Origin of the sequence: Duganella sacchari (assembly GCF_900143065.1) — a bacterium.
Classification (GTDB): Bacteria; Pseudomonadota; Gammaproteobacteria; order Burkholderiales; family Burkholderiaceae_D; genus Rugamonas; species Rugamonas sacchari.
Genome location: NZ_FRCX01000028.1, coordinates 1 through 16752, shown reverse-complemented (window position 1 = coordinate 16752; position 16752 = coordinate 1). Strand labels below are relative to the sequence as shown.

Below are 16752 nucleotides of genomic sequence, written 5' to 3'. Positions count from 1 at the left end.
CTTTGAAGGGTCGTTCGAGACCAGGACGTTGATAGGTCAGGTGTGGAAGTGCAGTAATGCATTAAGCTAACTGATACTAATTGCCCGTACGGCTTGTCCCTATAACCTTGCCGGTTATACGCATTTACTAAGATGGTGAGTGCTACCCCCAACTTTACTTCTCCCAGATTCGCTGTGCAGCCCACCACGTGGCTGCGGAGCATACAAGTCAAAGCTTGATGACCATAGCAAGTCAGTCCCACCCCTTCCCATCCCGAACAGGACCGTGAAATGACTCTGCGCCGATGATAGTGCTGCAACCAGTGTGAAAGTAGGTTATCGTCAAGCTAGTTATATAGAAAAAGCCCCTTCCGGCGAAACCGGTTGGGGCTTTTTTGCGTCTGGCGTAACGAAATACAGATACAAAAAAAGCCCCGGGGAGGGGCTTTTCATCATGAGCAGTGCTTAGAAGTGGTAAGCCGCTTTGACTTCGATGTAGTTGATGCCGGTGTTCGGCTTTTTGTAGCCACCGTTTGAGAAGTGCTGGACCTTGGCGCCTACTTCCCATTTGTTGTCGAACACATAGCCTACGCCGATGTGGTCGCCAAACTGGAACAGGGTCGACAGACGATAGGTGTCGTTGTTGTACAGGTCGGACAGGCGGTGTACACCGATGCCGCCTTCGTAGTACATGCCCTTCTTGTTATCGTTCTGGAAGCGGAACACTGGGGTGAAGCCGATATCCCACAGATTCTTGTCGTTACCCGAGATATTCATATACTGTTTCTGCTGCCAGAAGCCGACGCTGGCTTCCCAGTAGCCGCTCAGGTGGGTGCCATTCGACTGGAACCATTGAACGTTCCAGTCTTTGGCCACGCTCAGGCGTTCCATGCGGACTTTAGCGGCGGTACCATAGTCGATCGACACGGAGTCGATCAGTTTGTCGTCCGCGTAAGCGCTTTGAGCGACAACCAGGGCGGCAGCCACTGCCATCATTGTTTTTGCAAACATAGTATCCTTGTAAGGTTTTGGAGTGCTGTATCTTCAGAATTTATACGGCTAGCCAGTGATTGTACCGGGGTTCGGAAAATAATTCAGGAGTGACATTGTCTGCGCAAATTACCTTCTTAGGCATAGGCTTGATGGGAGATCCGATGGTGCGGCGCCTGCTGGCGGCCGGCCATCCGGTGACGGCCTGGAACCGTACGCACGCCAAAGCTGAGGCGCTGGCCGCAGCTGGCGCACATGCGGTGGCGGACCTGGCCGAAGCGGTGCGCGATGCGCACGTGGTCATCTCCATGCTGGAGGCAGGTCCGACCGTGGCGAGGGTGCTCAACGCGGCCTTGCCGGCCTTGGCGCCGAACGCGCTGTGGATTGATATGAGCTCGACGCAGCAGGCGGAGGCGCAGGCTTTCCACGCACTGCTGGCCGCGCAGGGCAAGCGTTTCATTGATGCGCCGGTGTCGGGCGGCGTTGGCGGCGCGGCAGCGGGCACGCTGGCGATTATGGCGGGCGGCAGTGCGGCAGATTTCGCCGAGGCTGAGCCGGTACTGGCGGCCATGGGCCGCGCTACCCTGGTGGGGCCAGCGGGCAGCGGCCAGGTGGCCAAGCTGTGTAACCAGCTGATCGTGGGCGCCACCATCAATATCGTCGCGGAGGCCATGCTGCTGGCGCAGGCTGCAGGCGCAGATCCGGCAGCGATGCGCGCGGCGATACGTGGCGGCTTTGCCGAGTCGAAGATACTGGATGTGCATGGCCAGCGCATGCTGGAGCGGAATTTTGTCGCCGGCGGCAAGGTAAGCACGCAGCTCAAGGACCAGCGCAATATCCTGGCGGCGGCGGAAGCGGCTGGTGTTGTGCTGCCGCTCACGGAACTGGTGACGGCGCGTTACATGACGCTCGCAAAGTCGATACCGCAAGCGGATCACTCGGCCGCGCTGATCGGCCTGGAGCAGCTGAATCCGGGGCAGCGCGTTGGTACCGCCCCGGACAAATTAGGCTGACGGCAAACTGGCTTCGACCAGCTTGACCCAGAAGCTGGCGCCGACTGGCAGCAGGTTGTCGTTGAAGTCGTAGCTGCCGTTGTGCAGCACGCACGGGCCGAGGCCGTGGCCGCCCGTACGGTGATCGCCCTCGCCATTGCCGATGAAGATGTAGCAGCCTGGTTTGGCCTGCAGGAAGTAAGCGAAATCTTCAGCGCCCATGGTGGGCTCGACATCGTCATCCACCTTGTCGGCGCCGACCACCGCCTTCATCACTTCGACCGCGAACCTGGTTTCTTTCGCATGGTTCACCAGCGGCGGGTAGTTGCGGCGGAACTTGAACTCCACTTGCGCGCCAAAGGCGGCGGCCGTATGTACCGCCACTTCCTCCATGCGCTTTTCGATCATGTCCAGCACAGGCGCCGTGAAGGTACGCACGGTGCCAACCATTTTGGCTTCATCAGGAATCACGTTGGTGGCGCTGCCCGCGTGGATCTGCGTCAGCGACAGCACGGCGGTATCGAGCGGGCTTTTCTGGCGGCTGATGATGGTCTGCCAGCTCTGTGCAATCTGCACTGCCGTCATGACCGGGTCGATACCCTTGTGCGGTTGCGCCGCATGCGCGCCCTTGCCTTTGACGGTGACGTAGAACTCATTACTGGAGGCCATCATCGGACCTTCGCACACGCTCATGTGGCCGGCCGGGATGCCTGGCCAGTTGTGCATGCCGTAGATGGCGTCCATCGGGCATTGCTCGAACAGGCCGTCCTCAATCATGCGCTTGGCGCCTGCACCGCCTTCTTCGGCGGGCTGGAACACCAGGTAGACGGTGCCATCAAAATTGCGGTTCTCGGCGAGGTGTTTGGCGGCGCCCAGCAGCATGGTGGTGTGGCCATCGTGGCCGCAGGCGTGCATCTTGCCGGGATGGCGCGAAGCGTGTTCGAAGGTGTTCACTTCCTGCATCGGCAGGGCGTCCATGTCGGCGCGCAGGCCGATGGCGCGCTCCGACGTGCCGCTCTTGATGATGCCCACCACGCCGGTCAGGCCCAGGCCTCGGATGACGGGAATACCCCACTCGGTCAGCTTGGCGGCGACCACCTCGGAAGTGCGCTGCTCTTCGTAGCAAAGTTCAGGATGGGCGTGTAAATCACGCCGGATCTGCTGCAGTTCGGATTGAAATGCAATAATGGGATCGACCAGTTTCATGCTGCTTCTCCAGTATTCTGTTCGCTTGCTTTTTGGGCATCGAGAACAGCCATTGTAGCCCTTGTCGGCGGAGTTAAGCCAGCCTGCGCGCAATGGTTTACGATACTGTTTTCTGCATATGCTTCCTTGGATTTTCTGACATGACAACCACACAAGTCCGCGCAGCCTGCCCGCTCGACTGCCCCGACACCTGCGCGCTGCTGGTGACGGTGGAAGACGGCGTCGCCACCGCGGTCAAGGGCGATCCTGACCATCCGACCACTGCCGGTGTGCTGTGCACCAAAGTGTCGCGCTACACCGAACGCACCTATCACGAAGACCGCCTGCTCTACCCGTTGAAGCGCGTGGGCAAAAAGGGCGAGGGCAAGTTTGAGCGCATCAGCTGGGACGAGGCGCTGGACACCATCGCTGCGCGACTGAAGCCGATTGCAGAGCGCGCGCCGGAAGCGATCCTGCCGTATAGCTACTGCGGCACCATGGGCTTGATTCAGGGCGAGTCGATGTCGTCGCGTTTCTTCAACCAGATCGGCGCGTCGCTGCTGGACCGCACCATCTGCGCGATGGCCGGCGCCACCGGCTACAAGTACACGATAGGCGGTTCCATCGGCACGGACCTGGAGCAATTCCAGAACGCCAAGCTGCTGATCATCTGGGGCGGTAATCCGATTGCGTCCAACCTGCATTTCTGGACCCGCGCGCAGGAAGCCAAGCGCAATGGCGCCAAGCTGATTGCGATTGACCCATATCGTTCGCTGACGGCGGAGAAGTGCCACCAGCATATCGCGCTGCTGCCTGGCACGGATGCCGCGCTGGCACTGGGCATGATGCATGTGCTGATCAAGGAAGACTTGCTGGATCATGACTACATCGCGCAGTACACGCTGGGCTTTGAAGAACTGAAACAGCGCGCGGCCGAATGGACGCCTGAGCGTACGGCAGAAACCTGCGGCATCACCGTGGAGGAAGTCGTGGAGTTTGCGCGCCTGTATGGCAACACGGCCAGGGCCGGCGAGCCGGTGGCGATCCGCACCAATTACGGCGTGCAGCGCGTGCGCGGCGGCGGTATGGCGGTGCGTAACATCGCCTGCCTGCCAGCGCTGGTGGGTGCGTGGCGTCATCCGGCAGGTGGCGTGCAGCTGTCGTCGAGCGGCTCCTTCCCGACCAACAAACCCAGGCTGCAGCGCACGGACTTGCTGAAGAAGATCCCGCGCACCATCAACATGACCACCATCGGCGACGACCTGCTGCGGCCTGCATCGCCGTCATTTGGTCCGGCAGTGGAAGCGGTCATCGTCTACAACTCCAATCCGCTGGCGATTGCGCCGGATTCGGACAAGGTGATGCGCGGCTTCCTGCGCGAAGACCTGTTCACGGTGGTGCTGGAGCACTTCCAGACTGACACGGTGGACTATGCCGACATCGTGCTGCCGGCCACCACGCAGCTGGAGCACATGGATGCACACACCTCCTACGGCCACCTCTACATGATGGCCAATAACGCTGCCATCGCGCCGATGGGCGAGTCCAAACCGAACACGGAAATCTTCCGCCTGCTGGCAGCGAAGATGGGCTTTGACGACCCATGCTTCAAGGAGAGCGACGACGAGCTGGCCGCGCAGGCCTTCAACGCACAGGACGTGCGCGCCATGGGCTTTGACTGGGACGCCTTGAAGCAGAAGGGCTGGCAGAAATTGAACATGCCTGCGGCGCCGTTCGCGCAAGGCGGCTTCCCTACGCCATCGGGCAAGTGCGAGTTCTATTCCGCGCAGATGAAGGCCGATGGCCTCGATCCGCTGCCGGCGTACCTGCCGCCCTATGAATCGGTGGCCAGCAATCCCGAACTGGCGGCGCGCTATCCGCTGGCGATGATTTCTCCTCCGGCGCGCAACTTCCTCAACTCCACCTTCGTCAACGTCAAGAGCTTGCGTTCGGCGGAAGGCGAGCCGCATCTGGATATCCATCCCGAGGACAGTGCGACGCGTGGCATCGCCAACGGCGACATGGTCCGCATCTTCAATGACCGCGGCTCCTTTGTGGCCAAGGCGCGCGTGACCGACAAGGCGCGCGCGGGACTGGTTGTCGGCTTGTCAGTGTGGTGGAAAAAACTAGCCACGGATGGCAAAAACGCCAATGAGGTTACCAGCCAACAGCTGACAGATATGGGCCGTGCGCCGACTTTTTACGATACACTGGTACAGGTCGAAAGGGTTGCTGCTTAAGGTGATGTATGCGCAATATTGCACGCCGGGTTCTCCGCACCAGATACTGGTTGGCGGCGGCGTGCGTGTCCGCCATGCTGGCCGGCTGCGCGCAATTCAAGTACTACATGCAGGCCGCACAAGGCCAGTATTCGCTGTGGTCGGATGCCCGTCCGATCGATGACTGGCTCGGCGACCCAAGTACCGATCCCCAGCTGCGCGCCCGCCTTGAGAAGGCCCTGCTGATCCGCAAATTCGCGGTCAGGGAACTGGGCCTGCCGGATAACGCCAGCTACAGAAACTATGCCGCCTTGTCGCGCCCCTTCGTGCTGTGGAATGTGGTGGCGACGCCGGAGCTGTCGCTACGGCCGGTCCAGTGGTGCTTCCCGATTGCCGGCTGCGTGAGCTACCGCGGCTACTACAGCAAGGAGGACGCGCAGGCTTATGCCGACGAGTTGCGCAAGGAAGGCAACGACGTGCAGGTCGGCGGCGTGCCGGCCTATTCCACGCTGGGCTGGTTCAGCGATCCGCTGCTGTCCACCTTCATCAATTACTCCGATGCCGAACTGGCGCGCATGGTATTCCACGAGCTGGCGCACCAGGTGGTGTATGTGCCGGGCGATTCGCAGTTCAACGAGGGCTTTGCTACCGCAGTGGAGGAGGCCGGCGTGGCGCGCTGGCTGGAGTTGTATGGCACCGATCCGATGCGCGAAGCCTATACGCGTTACAACGCGCGCCGCCAGGATTTTCTGGCGCTGTTGGTGCGGCACCGCAAAATGCTGGCCGACCTGTATGCCAGCAAAACCAGCACCCGTCACAAGCGTGCCGAGAAGGCCCGCATCTTCGCCCACCTGAAATCCGACTATCTCAAGCTCAAGGAAAGCTGGGGCGGTTACGCCGGTTATGACCGCTGGTTTGCCGAGCCGCTGACCAATGCCCACCTCAGCGCGGTGGGAACTTACCACGATTATTTGCCGGCCTTCCGCGTGTTGCTAAAGCAGGAACGAACGTTCGTGCGTTTTTATGGTGCGGTGCAAAAATTGACAACTCTTGATGTAGGTCAACGCCGACAGCAGTTGGACCTCTTGGGCCGTCCTGCGATGCTCAATGCCGAGGGGGCCAAGGAAGCGCCACCAGTGGCCGAAGGTGTGCATTGATGCTGCATTGCGGCATAAAAAGCCGTTAGAACAGCCGTTCTAATTATGGTTAAATGCGCTTGCGTACGAGCGTGCTGCCCGCTAGCATCGCATCATGAGTAGGCTCTATAAATTCGCTCAAGACGAATGATTCGCGCCTGACCCGGCACTGTGCGCCGGCCTTACAACGATAATATTCGAGACAAGAGGCACAGGATGGAGAAAATCTGGTTGCAGTCGTACCCGCCCGGCATGCAGACCGAAGTGGATACGAGTCAGTACCGCTCGCTGGTGCAGTTGCTGGAAGAGTCCTTCCACAAATACGCGAACCGCAATGCGTATGTCTGCATGGACAAGTTCCTCACCTATGCCGAAGTCGACGCTTATTCCAAGCGCCTGGGCGCCTGGCTGCAAAGCCGTGGCCTGAAGCCGGGCGCGCGCGTGGCCATCATGATGCCGAACGTGCTGCAGTATCCGATCGCGATTGCCGCGATCCTGCGCGCGGGCTACACGGTGGTCAACGTCAATCCGTTGTACACGCCGCGCGAACTGGAACACCAGCTCAATGACTCGGGCAGCGAAGCGATCATCATTCTGGAAAATTTTGCGACCACGCTGGAGCAGGTGCTGGGCCGGACCCAGGTCAAGCACATCGTGGTGGCCAGCATGGGCGAGATGCTCGGCGGCCTGAAAGGCATGCTGGTCAACTTCGTGGTCCGCAGCGTCAAGAAGATGGTGCCGGCGTTTTCGCTGCCGAATGCGGTGCGCTTCAAGGATGCGCTGTCGCAGGGCGGCGGCATGAAGCTGACGCCAGTGGAGCGCCAGTACAACGATCCGGCCTTCCTGCAATACACGGGCGGCACCACGGGCGTGTCGAAAGGCGCGACGCTGACGCACCAGAACATCGTCGCCAACCTGCTGCAAAGCGAGGCCTGGTCGCAGCCGGCGCTGGGCGGTTCGGACGAGCAGGTGACGATTGTATGCGCGCTGCCGCTGTACCACATCTTTGCGCTGACGGCGTGCGCAATGTGGGGCACGCGGGTGGGCGCGCTGAACATCCTGATTCCGAATCCGCGCGACATCGGCGGCTTTATCAAGGAGCTGGCGAAGTACAAGTTCAACATGCTGCCGGCCGTGAACACGCTGTACAACGCGCTGCTGAACCATCCGGACTTTGTGCATCTGGACTTCTCGGCGCTGAAGATCTGCAATGGCGGTGGCATGGCGGTGCAGCAGGCGGTCAATGACCGCTGGCTGAAAGCGACGGGCGTGTCCATCATTGAAGGTTACGGCTTGTCCGAGACTTCGCCAGTGGCCACCTGCAACCGCGCGGACAGTACCGCGTTTACCGGCACCATCGGCTTGCCGGTGCCATCGACCGATATCGCCATCCTGGATGACGATGGCAACGAAGTGGCGCTGGGCACCGCCGGCGAAATCGCGATCCGCGGTCCGCAGGTGATGGCGGGCTACTGGAACCGTCCCGATGAAACGGCCAAGGTGATGACGCCCGATGGCTTCTTCAAATCGGGCGACGTCGGCGTGATGGATGCCAGCGGCTATGTGAAAATCGTCGACCGCAAGAAGGACATGATCCTGGTGTCCGGCTTCAACGTGTATCCGAATGAGCTGGAGGGCGTGATTGCGGCGCATCCGGGCGTGCTGGAATGCGCGGCGATCGGCGTGCCGGATGACTACTCAGGCGAAGCGGTGAAGGTATTCGTGGTCCGCAAGGATCCGAACCTGACCGAGGCCGAGCTGATGGCCTACTGCAAGGAACAACTGACCGGCTATAAAAAGCCGAAATACATTGAGTTCCGCGAGGAGCTACCAAAAACCAATGTCGGGAAAATCCTGCGCCGCATGCTGCGCGACGAAGCCCCCGGCGAAAAGAAAAAGGCTGCATAAAGATGGATAAGATTTGGCTGAAGTCGTACCCCGAAGGCGTACCGGCGGAAATTGATAACACCCAATACCGCTCGGTCACGCATCTGCTGGAAGAATCGTTTCGCAAGTACGCAGACCGCAACGCCTTCGTGTGCATGGACAAGTTCCTGACCTACGGCGAGCTGGATCAACTGTCGCAAAAAATGGGCGCCTGGCTGCAAAGCAAAGGCCTGCAACCGGGCGCGCGCGTCGCCATCATGATGCCGAACGTGCTGCAGTATCCGGTGGCCATGGCCGCGGTGCTGCGCGCCGGCTACACGGTGGTCAACGTCAACCCGCTGTACACTCCGCGCGAGTTGCAGCACCAGCTGGTGGACTCCGGTTCGGAAGTCATCATCGTGCTGGAAAACTTTGCCACCACGGTGCAGCAGGTGCTGCCGCAGACGCCGGTCAAGCACGTGATCGTGGCGAGCATGGGCGACCTGCTGGGCGGCCTCAAAGGCACGCTGGTCAACTTCGTGGTGCGCCACGTGAAGAAGATGGTGCCGGCCTTCACGCTGCCAGGTTCGGTCTCGTTCAAACAGGTGCTGGCCGAAGGCGGACGCCTGTCGCTGCAGCCGGTCAAGCTGGGCCACGACGACATCGCCTTCCTGCAGTACACCGGCGGCACCACGGGCGTGTCGAAAGGCGCGATCCTGCTGCACCGTAACGTCATCTCCAACGTGCTGCAGAACGAAGCCTGGCTGCAGTTCAAGCAGTCGCCGGAACAGATCGTGTTTGTGTGCGCGCTGCCGCTGTATCACATCTACTCGCTGACCATCAGCGCCTTCATGGGCATGCGCATGGGTGGCCTGAATCTGCTGATCCCGAATCCGCGCGACATTCCAGGTTTCGTCAAAGAGCTGGCCAAGTACCGCGTGGCCGTGTTCCCGGCGGTGAACACGCTGTATAACGCGCTGCTGAACAATGCCGATTTCGCCAAGCTGGACTTCTCGTCCTACTCGGTGTGCAACGGCGGCGGCATGGCTGTGCAAAAGGCGGTGGCGGACCGCTGGCTGAAAGTGACCGGCACGCCGATCATCGAAGGCTACGGCCTGTCCGAGACCTCGCCGGTGGCAACCGCCAACCGCGTCGATATCAAGGAATTCACCGGCACCATCGGCCTGCCGATTCCATCGACCGAGGTAGCGATCCTGGACGACGACGGCAACCCGCTGCCGCTAGGCTCGACCGGCGAAATCGCAATTCGCGGCCCGCAGGTCATGGCGGGCTACTGGAACCGTCCGGACGAGACTGCCAAGTCGATGACCGCCGACGGCTTCTTCAAGACCGGCGACGTCGGCATCATGGACGAGAAGGGCTTCACCCGCATCGTTGACCGCAAGAAGGACATGATTATTGTGTCCGGCTTCAACGTCTATCCGAACGAAGTGGAAGGCGTGGTAGCAGCGCACCCGGGCGTGCTGGAGGTGGCGTGCATCGGCGTGCCGGACAAGAATTCGGGCGAGGCAGTGAAACTGTTCGTGGTGCGCAAAGATCCTAACCTGACTGCCGAAGAGCTGCTGGACTTCTGCAAGCATGAACTGACCGCGTACAAAAAACCGAAGTACATCGAGTTCCGCGACGAGCTGCCGAAGACCAACGTCGGCAAGATTCTGCGCCGCCAGCTGCGCGACGAGAAAGCCGCAGCCTAAAGTTCGGGGTCAGTGCCGACATTCGGACATTTCGTTCACGAAATGTCCGAATGTCGGCACTGACCCCGAACTGATTTTCTGTTTATGGTTTGCGGATGCAAGCGAGCCTGCGGGCGCGCATTGCGGCAGCCAGTCGGTGCCGTACCTCCTGCTGGTGATCGATATAGCCTTCGACATTGGCTTTACGGACGCAGTCAGCCCAGTGCTGATCGTCCACTTCCTGTAACCGTTCAAACTCGGTCAGCGACAGCACGACCACCGCAGCGTGATCGGTCTGTTCCACTACGACGGTTTGCGTCAGAGCCTGGTGCAGGTAGCGATCCAGCTCGTCGGCGATTTCATTGCCTGATACTTTCAACATGAAGCACCTCCATTCAGGTGGTCTAGCCAGTATAGGCTGGCGATGCTTCTTTTCAAGCTTGGTCTAAACAGGGTTAAAAAGACAACAATAACTTGGTGCCAACACCGGGACGGTCGTTGTGCACCACGAATTGGGCGGCGCGGGCGATGCGGCTGGCGGGGTTGTGGACATCGTCCAGCGCGAGGAAATGGGCGGTGGTATCGGCGGGCGTGATCGTCAGCAGCATGTAGCCGCGTTTGTCGCTGCGGCCATATTTGATGCTGTGGTTCATCGAGACGTATTGTTCGGTGCGCGCCTGCGGGCGCGACGGCGAGGTGATCGAGGTGCCGCAAAATTCTGTGGCCAGAACGGGATTGGCCGGCGAGGCCGGGCGCGAGGGATTGCGCGGCAGGTCGCAGGCAAAGAAGCTATGGACGTCGCCCGACAGGATCAGCGGATTGCTGGCGCGGCTTGTGTGCAGTGTGTCGAACAGTTGCTGGCGTGCTCTCGGGTAGCCATCCCAGCCGTCGGTCCAGAAACGGCCGTCGCCTTCCCGCAGGATGGGCAGCTGGCTGTTCTGTGCCATCAGCGTTTGCTGGGCCAGGATGTTCCAGCGCGCCGGCGACGAGGACAGCCCTTGCGCCAGCCATTGCTCCTGCTCCTTGCCGAGCATGCTGCGGCTGCGGTCCAGCAGCGCTGGGCAATCGCGCAACAGCACGGAGCTGGAACCGCCGCGCCCGGGGGGCGGGCAGGCGTGATAGGCGCGGTACTGGCGGTCGTCCAGCACGTGGAAGCGCGCCAGCTTGCCCCAGTCGTAGCGCTGGTAGATACGCATGTGGGCGAAGTCGCCAGGCCTGGCGCGCAGCGGCATGTGTTCGTAAAAGGCCTGGTAGGCGGCCGCGCGCCTATCGATGAAGCGCGGATCGAGGCGTTCGTCGCGGTCGTTGCCGTAGTCGTTGGCGACTTCGTGGTCGTCCCAGGTAACGATCCACGGTGCGGCCTGGTGCGCCGCTTGCAGGTCGCGGTCGGTTTTGTACTGGGCGTACCGTGCGCGGTAGTCAGCCAGGGTAAAGCTCTCAGAAGCCCGTACGGCGGCCTTGGGATGCTGTAGCTGGTATGGTCCCCACTCGTAGATGTAATCGCCCAGGAAGGCCACCAGATCGGGCGCAGCGGCCGTGATGTGGCGATGGGCGGCATAGCTGCCGAATTCCCAGTGCTGGCAGGAGGCCACGGCCAGCTTGAGCCGCCGCGGCATGGCGCCGGCGGCGGGCGCGGTGCGCGTGCGGCCGATGGCGCTGACGGCATCGCCCAGCATGAAACGGTACCAGTACCAGCGGTCCGGCTGCAAACCGGTGACATCGACATGGACGCTGTGCGCCAGCTCGGGCGGCGCACTGGCTGTACCTTGGGCGACGATGCGCCGGAAATGCTCGTCCTCGGCCATTTCCCAGCGCACGCTGAAGGCGATGGGCGGCATGGCGGCGGCGTTGAGCGGGTCGTACAGCACGCGGGTCCAGATCACCACCGCATCCGGCAGCGGCGAGCCGGAAGCCACGCCGAGCGTGAATGGATAAGCTGTGCCGCGGTTCTGTGCGCGGCCCACGCTGGCGCTGGTCAGCGCGGCCAGCGCACCCAGGCGGCTCGCAGTGGCGAGGAAGATGCGGCGGTGGTCGTCCATGCGGCAGGCCGCGATGGCTTACGGATGGATCAGCGTTTCAATCGGCGGCACTTTGCGCGGCTTGCGGTCGGAGTCGGTGGCGACGTAGGTCAGCGTGGCTTCGGTAACTTTGACGGTATTGGCTTGCAGGCGGTTGCGCTCCGCATACACTTCGACCTGCACGGTAATGGACGTATTGCCAACTTTGACAATATCGGCATAGAACGACAGCAGGTCGCCGACAAACACCGGGTTCTTGAACACGAAGGAGTTCACCGCGATGGTGGCAACGCGGCCGTTGGCGCGGCGCGTGGCGGGCAGCGAGCCGGCGATGTCCACCTGGGCCATGATCCAGCCGCCGAAGACGTCACCGTAGACATTGGCATCGGAAGGCGCTGGCATCATGCGCAGTTCCGGCATCTTCCCGGCTGGCAGGCCGCGATTGATGGTGTTGACGGTGGGGATTTGGGGCGTGGTCATCTTGATTTCTCTTCAGCGGGCTACAATGAACGGGATTGAACCATAAAAAGCCAATATCCGCCATGCGCCGTTATCCGAATACTCCGCCAGCCACTGCCAGCAATACCGCTCCTGCCCGTAGCGATATCGCCACCCTGAAAACCCTGATTCCCTACCTGTGGGTCTATAAATGGCGCGTGCTGCTGGCGCTGGGCTGCCTGGTCGGCGCCAAGCTGGCCAATGTCGGCGTGCCGGTGGTGATGAAGAAGCTGATCGATGCATTGACGATCACGCCATCCCATCCGCAGGCCTTGCTGGTGCTGCCACTGGGCGCGCTGGCGGCGTACGGCGTGTTGCGCGTCTCGACCACGCTGTTCACCGAGCTGCGCGAGTTCCTGTTTGCGCGCGTGACGCAGCGCGCGGTACGTACCATTGCGCTCAAGGTGTTCCGCCATCTGCACGCGCTGTCGCTGCGCTTCCACCTGAACCGCCAGACCGGCGGCATGACGCGTGATATCGAGCGCGGCACGCGCGCAGTCGGTTCACTGATTTCGTACACGCTGTTTAACATCCTGCCGACGCTGGTGGAGATCACGCTGGTGCTGGGCTATCTGGTCACGCACTACGATATCTGGTTCTCGGTGATTACCCTGGTGGCGCTGGTGTCGTACATCACCTTCACCATCATGATTACCAACTGGCGCACGCACTTCCGCCGCACCATGAATGAGCTGGACTCCAAGGCGAACACCAAGGCCATCGATTCGCTGATCAACTACGAAACGGTGAAATACTTCGGCAACGAAGACTACGAGGCCAAGCGCTATGACGAAGGTTTGCAGCGCTACGAAAGCGCGGCCGTCAAATCGCAGACATCGCTGTCGTTGCTGAACACGGGCCAGTCGCTGATTATCGCGGTGGCGGTCACGCTGATCCTGTGGCGCGCAACGGTCGGCGTGATCGCGGGCACGATGACGCTGGGCGACCTGGTGCTGGTCAACTCCTTCATGATCCAGCTGTACATTCCGCTCAACTTCCTGGGGGTGATCTACCGCGAGATCAAGCAAAGCCTGGCGGATATGGAAAAGCTGTTTTCGCTGCTGGATCAGAACAAGGAAATTGCTGACGCGCCGGAAGCGCAGCCGCTGGTCACGCATGGCGCGCAGGTACGCTTCAATCATGTGGACTTCAGCTATGAGGCCAAGCGCCAGATTCTGTTTGATGTGGACTTCACCATCGCGCCCGGCACCACGACGGCGGTGGTAGGGCATAGCGGCTCCGGCAAGTCCACTTTGTCGCGCCTGCTGTTCCGCTTCTACGAGGTGAATGCGGGCGGCATCACCATCGATGGCCAGGACCTGCGTTCGCTGACGCAGGATTCGGTGCGCCACGCCATCGGCATCGTGCCGCAGGATACGGTGCTGTTCAACGACACCATCGAATACAACATCGCTTACGGCAAGCCGGGCGCCACGCATGAGGAGATCGTGGCTGCCGCGCGCGCCGCATCGATCCATGACTTCATCGACAGTCTGCCGGATGGCTACCAGACCATGGTCGGTGAGCGTGGCCTGAAACTGTCCGGTGGCGAGAAGCAGCGCGTGGCGATTGCGCGCACGCTGCTGAAGAATCCGGCCATCCTGATTTTCGACGAAGCCACGTCGGCGCTGGATTCGAAAGCGGAGCAGGCGATTCAGGCCCAGCTCAAGGAAATCTCGCGCACGCGCACGACGATGGTGATTGCGCACCGCCTGTCCACGGTGGCGGATGCGCAGCAGATTATCGTGCTCGATCATGGCCGCATTGTTGAACGTGGTACGCATCAATCGCTATTGGCAGCGAACGGTCTGTATGCTCAAATGTGGGAACGCCAGCAGGCCAAGGCGGATGAGGAAGAAACGATCAATATAGTTTAACTTTTCAAGGATACGACCATGAAGTCTCGTTTTGTACTGGGAGCTGTGACCGCCATGCTGGCATGCGTGCAAAGCGCTTACGCCGCCGATCCAACCGGACAGCAGTTCCGCGCCCTGTACAAAGAGCTGGTCGAAACCAATACCACGCTGTCGTCCGGCAGCTGCACGCTGGCGGCCGAGCGCATCGCAGCGCGCATGAAGACGGCGGGCTTCCCGGAATCCGATCTGCACATCTTCACCGCGCCGGATCATCCGAAAGAGGGCGGGCTGGTGGCCGTGCTGCCGGGGCGCGATCCGAAAGCGAAACCGATCCTGCTGCTGGCGCACATCGACGTGGTGGAAGCCAAGCGCGAAGACTGGGTGCGTGATCCGTTTACGCTGATCGAAGAAGACGGCAAGTTCTATGCGCGCGGCGCGGTGGACGACAAGGCGCAGGCTGCCATCTGGGCTGACTCGCTGATCCGCTTCAAGCAGGAAGGCTACAAACCACGCCACACCCTGAAGATGGCGCTGACTTGTGGCGAAGAGACGTCCGGCGCATTCAACGGCGCGGAGTGGCTCAGCAAAAATCGCCGTGACCTGATCGATGCCGGTTTCGCGCTGAATGAAGGTGCGGGCGGTGAATTGAATGCGGCCGGCAAGCGCGTGTCGATGACGGTGCAGGCGGGCGAGAAGGTGTCGCAGAACTACCGCCTGGAAGTGATTAACCGCGGCGGCCATAGCTCGCGTCCCATGAAGGATAACGCCATCTATCACCTGGCTGGCGCGCTGACCAAGGTGCAGGGCTATGAGTTTCCGATTCAGCTGACCGATGGCAGCACGGGCTATCTGAATGCGATGTCGAAGATCCAGCTGTCGGCTGGCCACAAGGAGATCGCCGATGCCATGCTGGCAGTGGTGAAGAACCCGGGCGATGTCAAAGCCGTATCCACGGTATCGAGCGCCGACCCTAGCTGGGCCGCGATGCTGCACACCACTTGCGTGGCGACCATGCTGGATGCCGGCCACGCCACCAATGCGCTGCCACAGCGCGCCCGCGCCAACGTCAACTGCCGCATCTTCCCGGGCGTGACGCAGGAGACGGTGCGTCAGGCACTGGTGAAGGCAATTGACGATCCGGCGGTGAAGGTGGAAACGCTGGAGATCCGTGGCGAGAATTCAGCGCCACCGGTGCTGACGCGCGCCATCATGGAGCCGGTCGAGAAGCTGACCGCGAAGATGTGGCCAGGCGTGCCGGTGCTGCCCATCCTGCAATCCGGCGCGACGGACGGCCAGTTCCTCAACGCAGCCGGCATCCCGACCTACGGCATCAGCGGCATCTTCCTGACGCCAGACCTGGGCAACATCCACGGTCTCAACGAATACATCGGCGTCCAGTCCCTGATGGAAGGCCGCACCTTCTTGCACGAACTGGTCAAAACCTACGCCGAGCAGAATTAAAGCTCTTTGTTGCGATGGCTGCCAAGCCGTGCAGCCATCGTATGTTCCAACGCTCCCGCTCGCTTGCTGTGCGCCGCCGCAAGGCGCATCATGACCATACAGACTAATCTCCGATGACATTCATAACCACGGAGGGTATATGTCTGATTTCTACAAATATTTCAAAGAAAACATGGATGCCTTAGGCTTGCCCGCACCTGAAAGCTTGTTTGGAAATATGCAGTTGGCGCTTGGCGCCGCCTCAACGCTTGTTGGGCTGGTTGAGAAGTTTGGCAAAAAAGTGACCGTGATGGAAATGGTGGGCGCGGGTATCCGTGGTGAAAAGCTGGCGGTTGTCGCTGCTATGAGCGCCTCAATTTATGTTGGTGCAGTAATTGGCAGTATTGCTGTTGCAACTGGACGGAGCCTGGCTGGCGGGCTTTCATTAGCTGATGTGCTGCTCAACGCTCAGATGAATCATTTACATCGTCCTTGGCTACCATCAGTTCTGATACGCCATCCAGAGATTTATAAGCGGAGCAATAAATGAAAGACGGATTGATGTTGCTGATTACTGCGCTGCTTTGCGCTGGTGCATCGGTGCTATTTTTCAGATTCTTTGGAAGCGACGCGCTGAACGCCATTGTGCTGATCTCACTGATCGCGGCGCTTGCCGATAATGCGCGCTTGCGGCGCAGGCTAAGGGAAATGGGCGCGAAACCGGAAGGTAAGCGAACCTGGTTATGATAAAAAAAAGCCACCGCGAGGTGTAATGCCGTTCAGCTAAGACTGAACGGCATTTTTATTTTGAAGAGTTGTAAACGTAAGAATGGCCTGTTAACCTTCGGTTCATGCTTGATGACGCGATCCATTTTTTAG

14 protein-coding genes and 2 rRNA genes are annotated in these 16752 nt (G+C 60.5%); 11 read left to right on the top strand and 5 right to left on the bottom strand.

What is annotated here, in order from left to right; genetic code table 11:
- Together BUA36_RS29625 and rrf are read left to right on the top strand one after the other, a co-directional pair.
- A 23S ribosomal RNA gene (locus BUA36_RS29625) occupies positions 1 to 101 on the top strand; the annotation flags it as partial.
- A 113-nt stretch (positions 102 to 214) separates the two neighbouring features.
- Positions 215 to 327 (top strand): 5S ribosomal RNA (gene rrf, locus BUA36_RS29620).
- A 117-nt stretch (positions 328 to 444) separates the two neighbouring features.
- Here the strand turns inward: rrf and BUA36_RS29615 are convergent.
- Entirely contained in the window at positions 445 to 990 is a 546-nt protein-coding gene (locus BUA36_RS29615) for an acyloxyacyl hydrolase (protein ID WP_072791074.1), read from the bottom strand.
- 95 nt (positions 991 to 1085) lie between these two features.
- Here BUA36_RS29615 and BUA36_RS29610 point away from each other — a divergent pair, with 95 nt between their 5' ends.
- Positions 1086 to 1982 (top strand): NAD(P)-dependent oxidoreductase, encoded by an 897-nt coding sequence (locus tag BUA36_RS29610; RefSeq protein ID WP_072791071.1) that lies wholly within the window; start codon positions 1086 to 1088, stop codon positions 1980 to 1982.
- On the opposite strand, the gene BUA36_RS29605 is transcribed toward BUA36_RS29610, so the two are convergent.
- A complete protein-coding gene (locus BUA36_RS29605; protein ID WP_072791069.1) occupies positions 1974 to 3167 on the bottom strand; it encodes a M20 aminoacylase family protein in 1194 nt (397 codons plus the stop codon). The two genes, BUA36_RS29610 and BUA36_RS29605, sit on opposite strands and share 9 nt — an antisense overlap.
- 140 nt (positions 3168 to 3307) lie before the next feature.
- Between BUA36_RS29605 and BUA36_RS29600 the strand changes: the two genes are divergently transcribed.
- From BUA36_RS29600 to BUA36_RS29585, 4 genes are all read left to right on the top strand, one after another.
- Entirely contained in the window at positions 3308 to 5386 is a 2079-nt protein-coding gene (locus tag BUA36_RS29600; RefSeq protein ID WP_072791067.1) for a molybdopterin-containing oxidoreductase family protein, read from the top strand.
- Between the two features lie 8 nt (positions 5387 to 5394).
- Positions 5395 to 6522, top strand: a complete 1128-nt coding sequence (locus BUA36_RS29595; protein WP_072791063.1) for an aminopeptidase — start codon at positions 5395 to 5397, stop codon at positions 6520 to 6522.
- 195 nt (positions 6523 to 6717) lie between these two features.
- Positions 6718 to 8409 (top strand): long-chain-fatty-acid--CoA ligase, encoded by a 1692-nt coding sequence (locus BUA36_RS29590; RefSeq protein WP_072791060.1) that lies wholly within the window; start codon positions 6718 to 6720, stop codon positions 8407 to 8409.
- Between the two features lie 2 nt (positions 8410 to 8411).
- The gene (locus BUA36_RS29585; RefSeq protein ID WP_072791056.1) at positions 8412 to 10082 is read left to right on the top strand and encodes a long-chain fatty acid--CoA ligase; all 1671 of its coding nucleotides are present in this window, start codon (positions 8412 to 8414) and stop codon (positions 10080 to 10082) included.
- A gap of 82 nt (positions 10083 to 10164) precedes the next feature.
- Here BUA36_RS29585 and BUA36_RS29580 read toward each other — a convergent pair whose 3' ends face one another.
- The 3 genes from BUA36_RS29580 to BUA36_RS29570 all read right to left on the bottom strand — a co-directional run bounded on the left by BUA36_RS29580 (position 10165) and on the right by BUA36_RS29570 (position 12559).
- A complete protein-coding gene (locus tag BUA36_RS29580) occupies positions 10165 to 10443 on the bottom strand; it encodes a hypothetical protein (RefSeq protein WP_072791052.1) in 279 nt (92 codons plus the stop codon).
- Positions 10444 to 10516: 73 nt separating this feature from the next.
- Positions 10517 to 12100 (bottom strand): alkaline phosphatase D family protein, encoded by a 1584-nt coding sequence (locus BUA36_RS29575; protein ID WP_072791049.1) that lies wholly within the window; start codon positions 12098 to 12100, stop codon positions 10517 to 10519.
- A gap of 18 nt (positions 12101 to 12118) precedes the next feature.
- On the bottom strand, positions 12119 to 12559 hold the full coding sequence (locus tag BUA36_RS29570; protein ID WP_072791047.1) for an acyl-CoA thioesterase: 441 nt from the start codon (positions 12557 to 12559) through the stop codon (positions 12119 to 12121).
- A 62-nt stretch (positions 12560 to 12621) separates the two neighbouring features.
- On the opposite strand from BUA36_RS29570, the gene BUA36_RS29565 reads away from it, so the two are divergent.
- The 4 genes from BUA36_RS29565 (at position 12622) to BUA36_RS29550 (ending at position 16620) form a co-directional block, all read left to right on the top strand.
- Positions 12622 to 14454: an ABCB family ABC transporter ATP-binding protein/permease gene (locus BUA36_RS29565; RefSeq protein WP_072791044.1), complete on the top strand. Its 1833-nt coding sequence runs from the start codon at positions 12622 to 12624 to the stop codon at positions 14452 to 14454.
- Between the two features lie 18 nt (positions 14455 to 14472).
- On the top strand, positions 14473 to 15894 hold the full coding sequence (locus BUA36_RS29560; protein WP_072791041.1) for a M20/M25/M40 family metallo-hydrolase: 1422 nt from the start codon (positions 14473 to 14475) through the stop codon (positions 15892 to 15894).
- A gap of 139 nt (positions 15895 to 16033) precedes the next feature.
- Positions 16034 to 16423, top strand: coding sequence for a hypothetical protein (locus BUA36_RS29555; RefSeq protein WP_072791038.1), 390 nt, complete (start codon positions 16034 to 16036; stop codon positions 16421 to 16423).
- Positions 16420 to 16620 carry a hypothetical protein gene (locus BUA36_RS29550; RefSeq protein ID WP_072791036.1) on the top strand — a complete coding sequence of 67 codons (201 nt, stop codon included), beginning with the start codon at positions 16420 to 16422 and terminating at the stop codon, positions 16618 to 16620. Before BUA36_RS29555 ends, BUA36_RS29550 begins: the two co-directional genes overlap by 4 nt.
- Positions 16621 to 16752: the final 132 nt, after the last annotated feature.

Bases quoted from the DNA above. Each gene is read 5' to 3' on its own strand.
- BUA36_RS29615 (WP_072791074.1), bottom strand. From the start codon at position 990: ATGTTTGCAAAAACAATGATGGCAGTGGCTGCCGCCCTGGTTGTCGCT.
- BUA36_RS29605 (WP_072791069.1), bottom strand. From the start codon at position 3,167: ATGAAACTGGTCGATCCCATTATTGCATTTCAATCCGAACTGCAGCAG.
- BUA36_RS29600 (WP_072791067.1), top strand. From the start codon at position 3,308: ATGACAACCACACAAGTCCGCGCAGCCTGCCCGCTCGACTGCCCCGAC.
- BUA36_RS29595 (WP_072791063.1), top strand. From the start codon at position 5,395: ATGCGCAATATTGCACGCCGGGTTCTCCGCACCAGATACTGGTTGGCG.
- BUA36_RS29590 (WP_072791060.1), top strand. From the start codon at position 6,718: ATGGAGAAAATCTGGTTGCAGTCGTACCCGCCCGGCATGCAGACCGAA.
- BUA36_RS29585 (WP_072791056.1), top strand. From the start codon at position 8,412: ATGGATAAGATTTGGCTGAAGTCGTACCCCGAAGGCGTACCGGCGGAA.
- BUA36_RS29580 (WP_072791052.1), bottom strand. From the start codon at position 10,443: ATGTTGAAAGTATCAGGCAATGAAATCGCCGACGAGCTGGATCGCTAC.
- BUA36_RS29575 (WP_072791049.1), bottom strand. From the start codon at position 12,100: ATGGACGACCACCGCCGCATCTTCCTCGCCACTGCGAGCCGCCTGGGT.
- BUA36_RS29570 (WP_072791047.1), bottom strand. From the start codon at position 12,559: ATGACCACGCCCCAAATCCCCACCGTCAACACCATCAATCGCGGCCTG.
- BUA36_RS29565 (WP_072791044.1), top strand. From the start codon at position 12,622: ATGCGCCGTTATCCGAATACTCCGCCAGCCACTGCCAGCAATACCGCT.
- BUA36_RS29560 (WP_072791041.1), top strand. From the start codon at position 14,473: ATGAAGTCTCGTTTTGTACTGGGAGCTGTGACCGCCATGCTGGCATGC.
- BUA36_RS29555 (WP_072791038.1), top strand. From the start codon at position 16,034: ATGTCTGATTTCTACAAATATTTCAAAGAAAACATGGATGCCTTAGGC.
- BUA36_RS29550 (WP_072791036.1), top strand. From the start codon at position 16,420: ATGAAAGACGGATTGATGTTGCTGATTACTGCGCTGCTTTGCGCTGGT.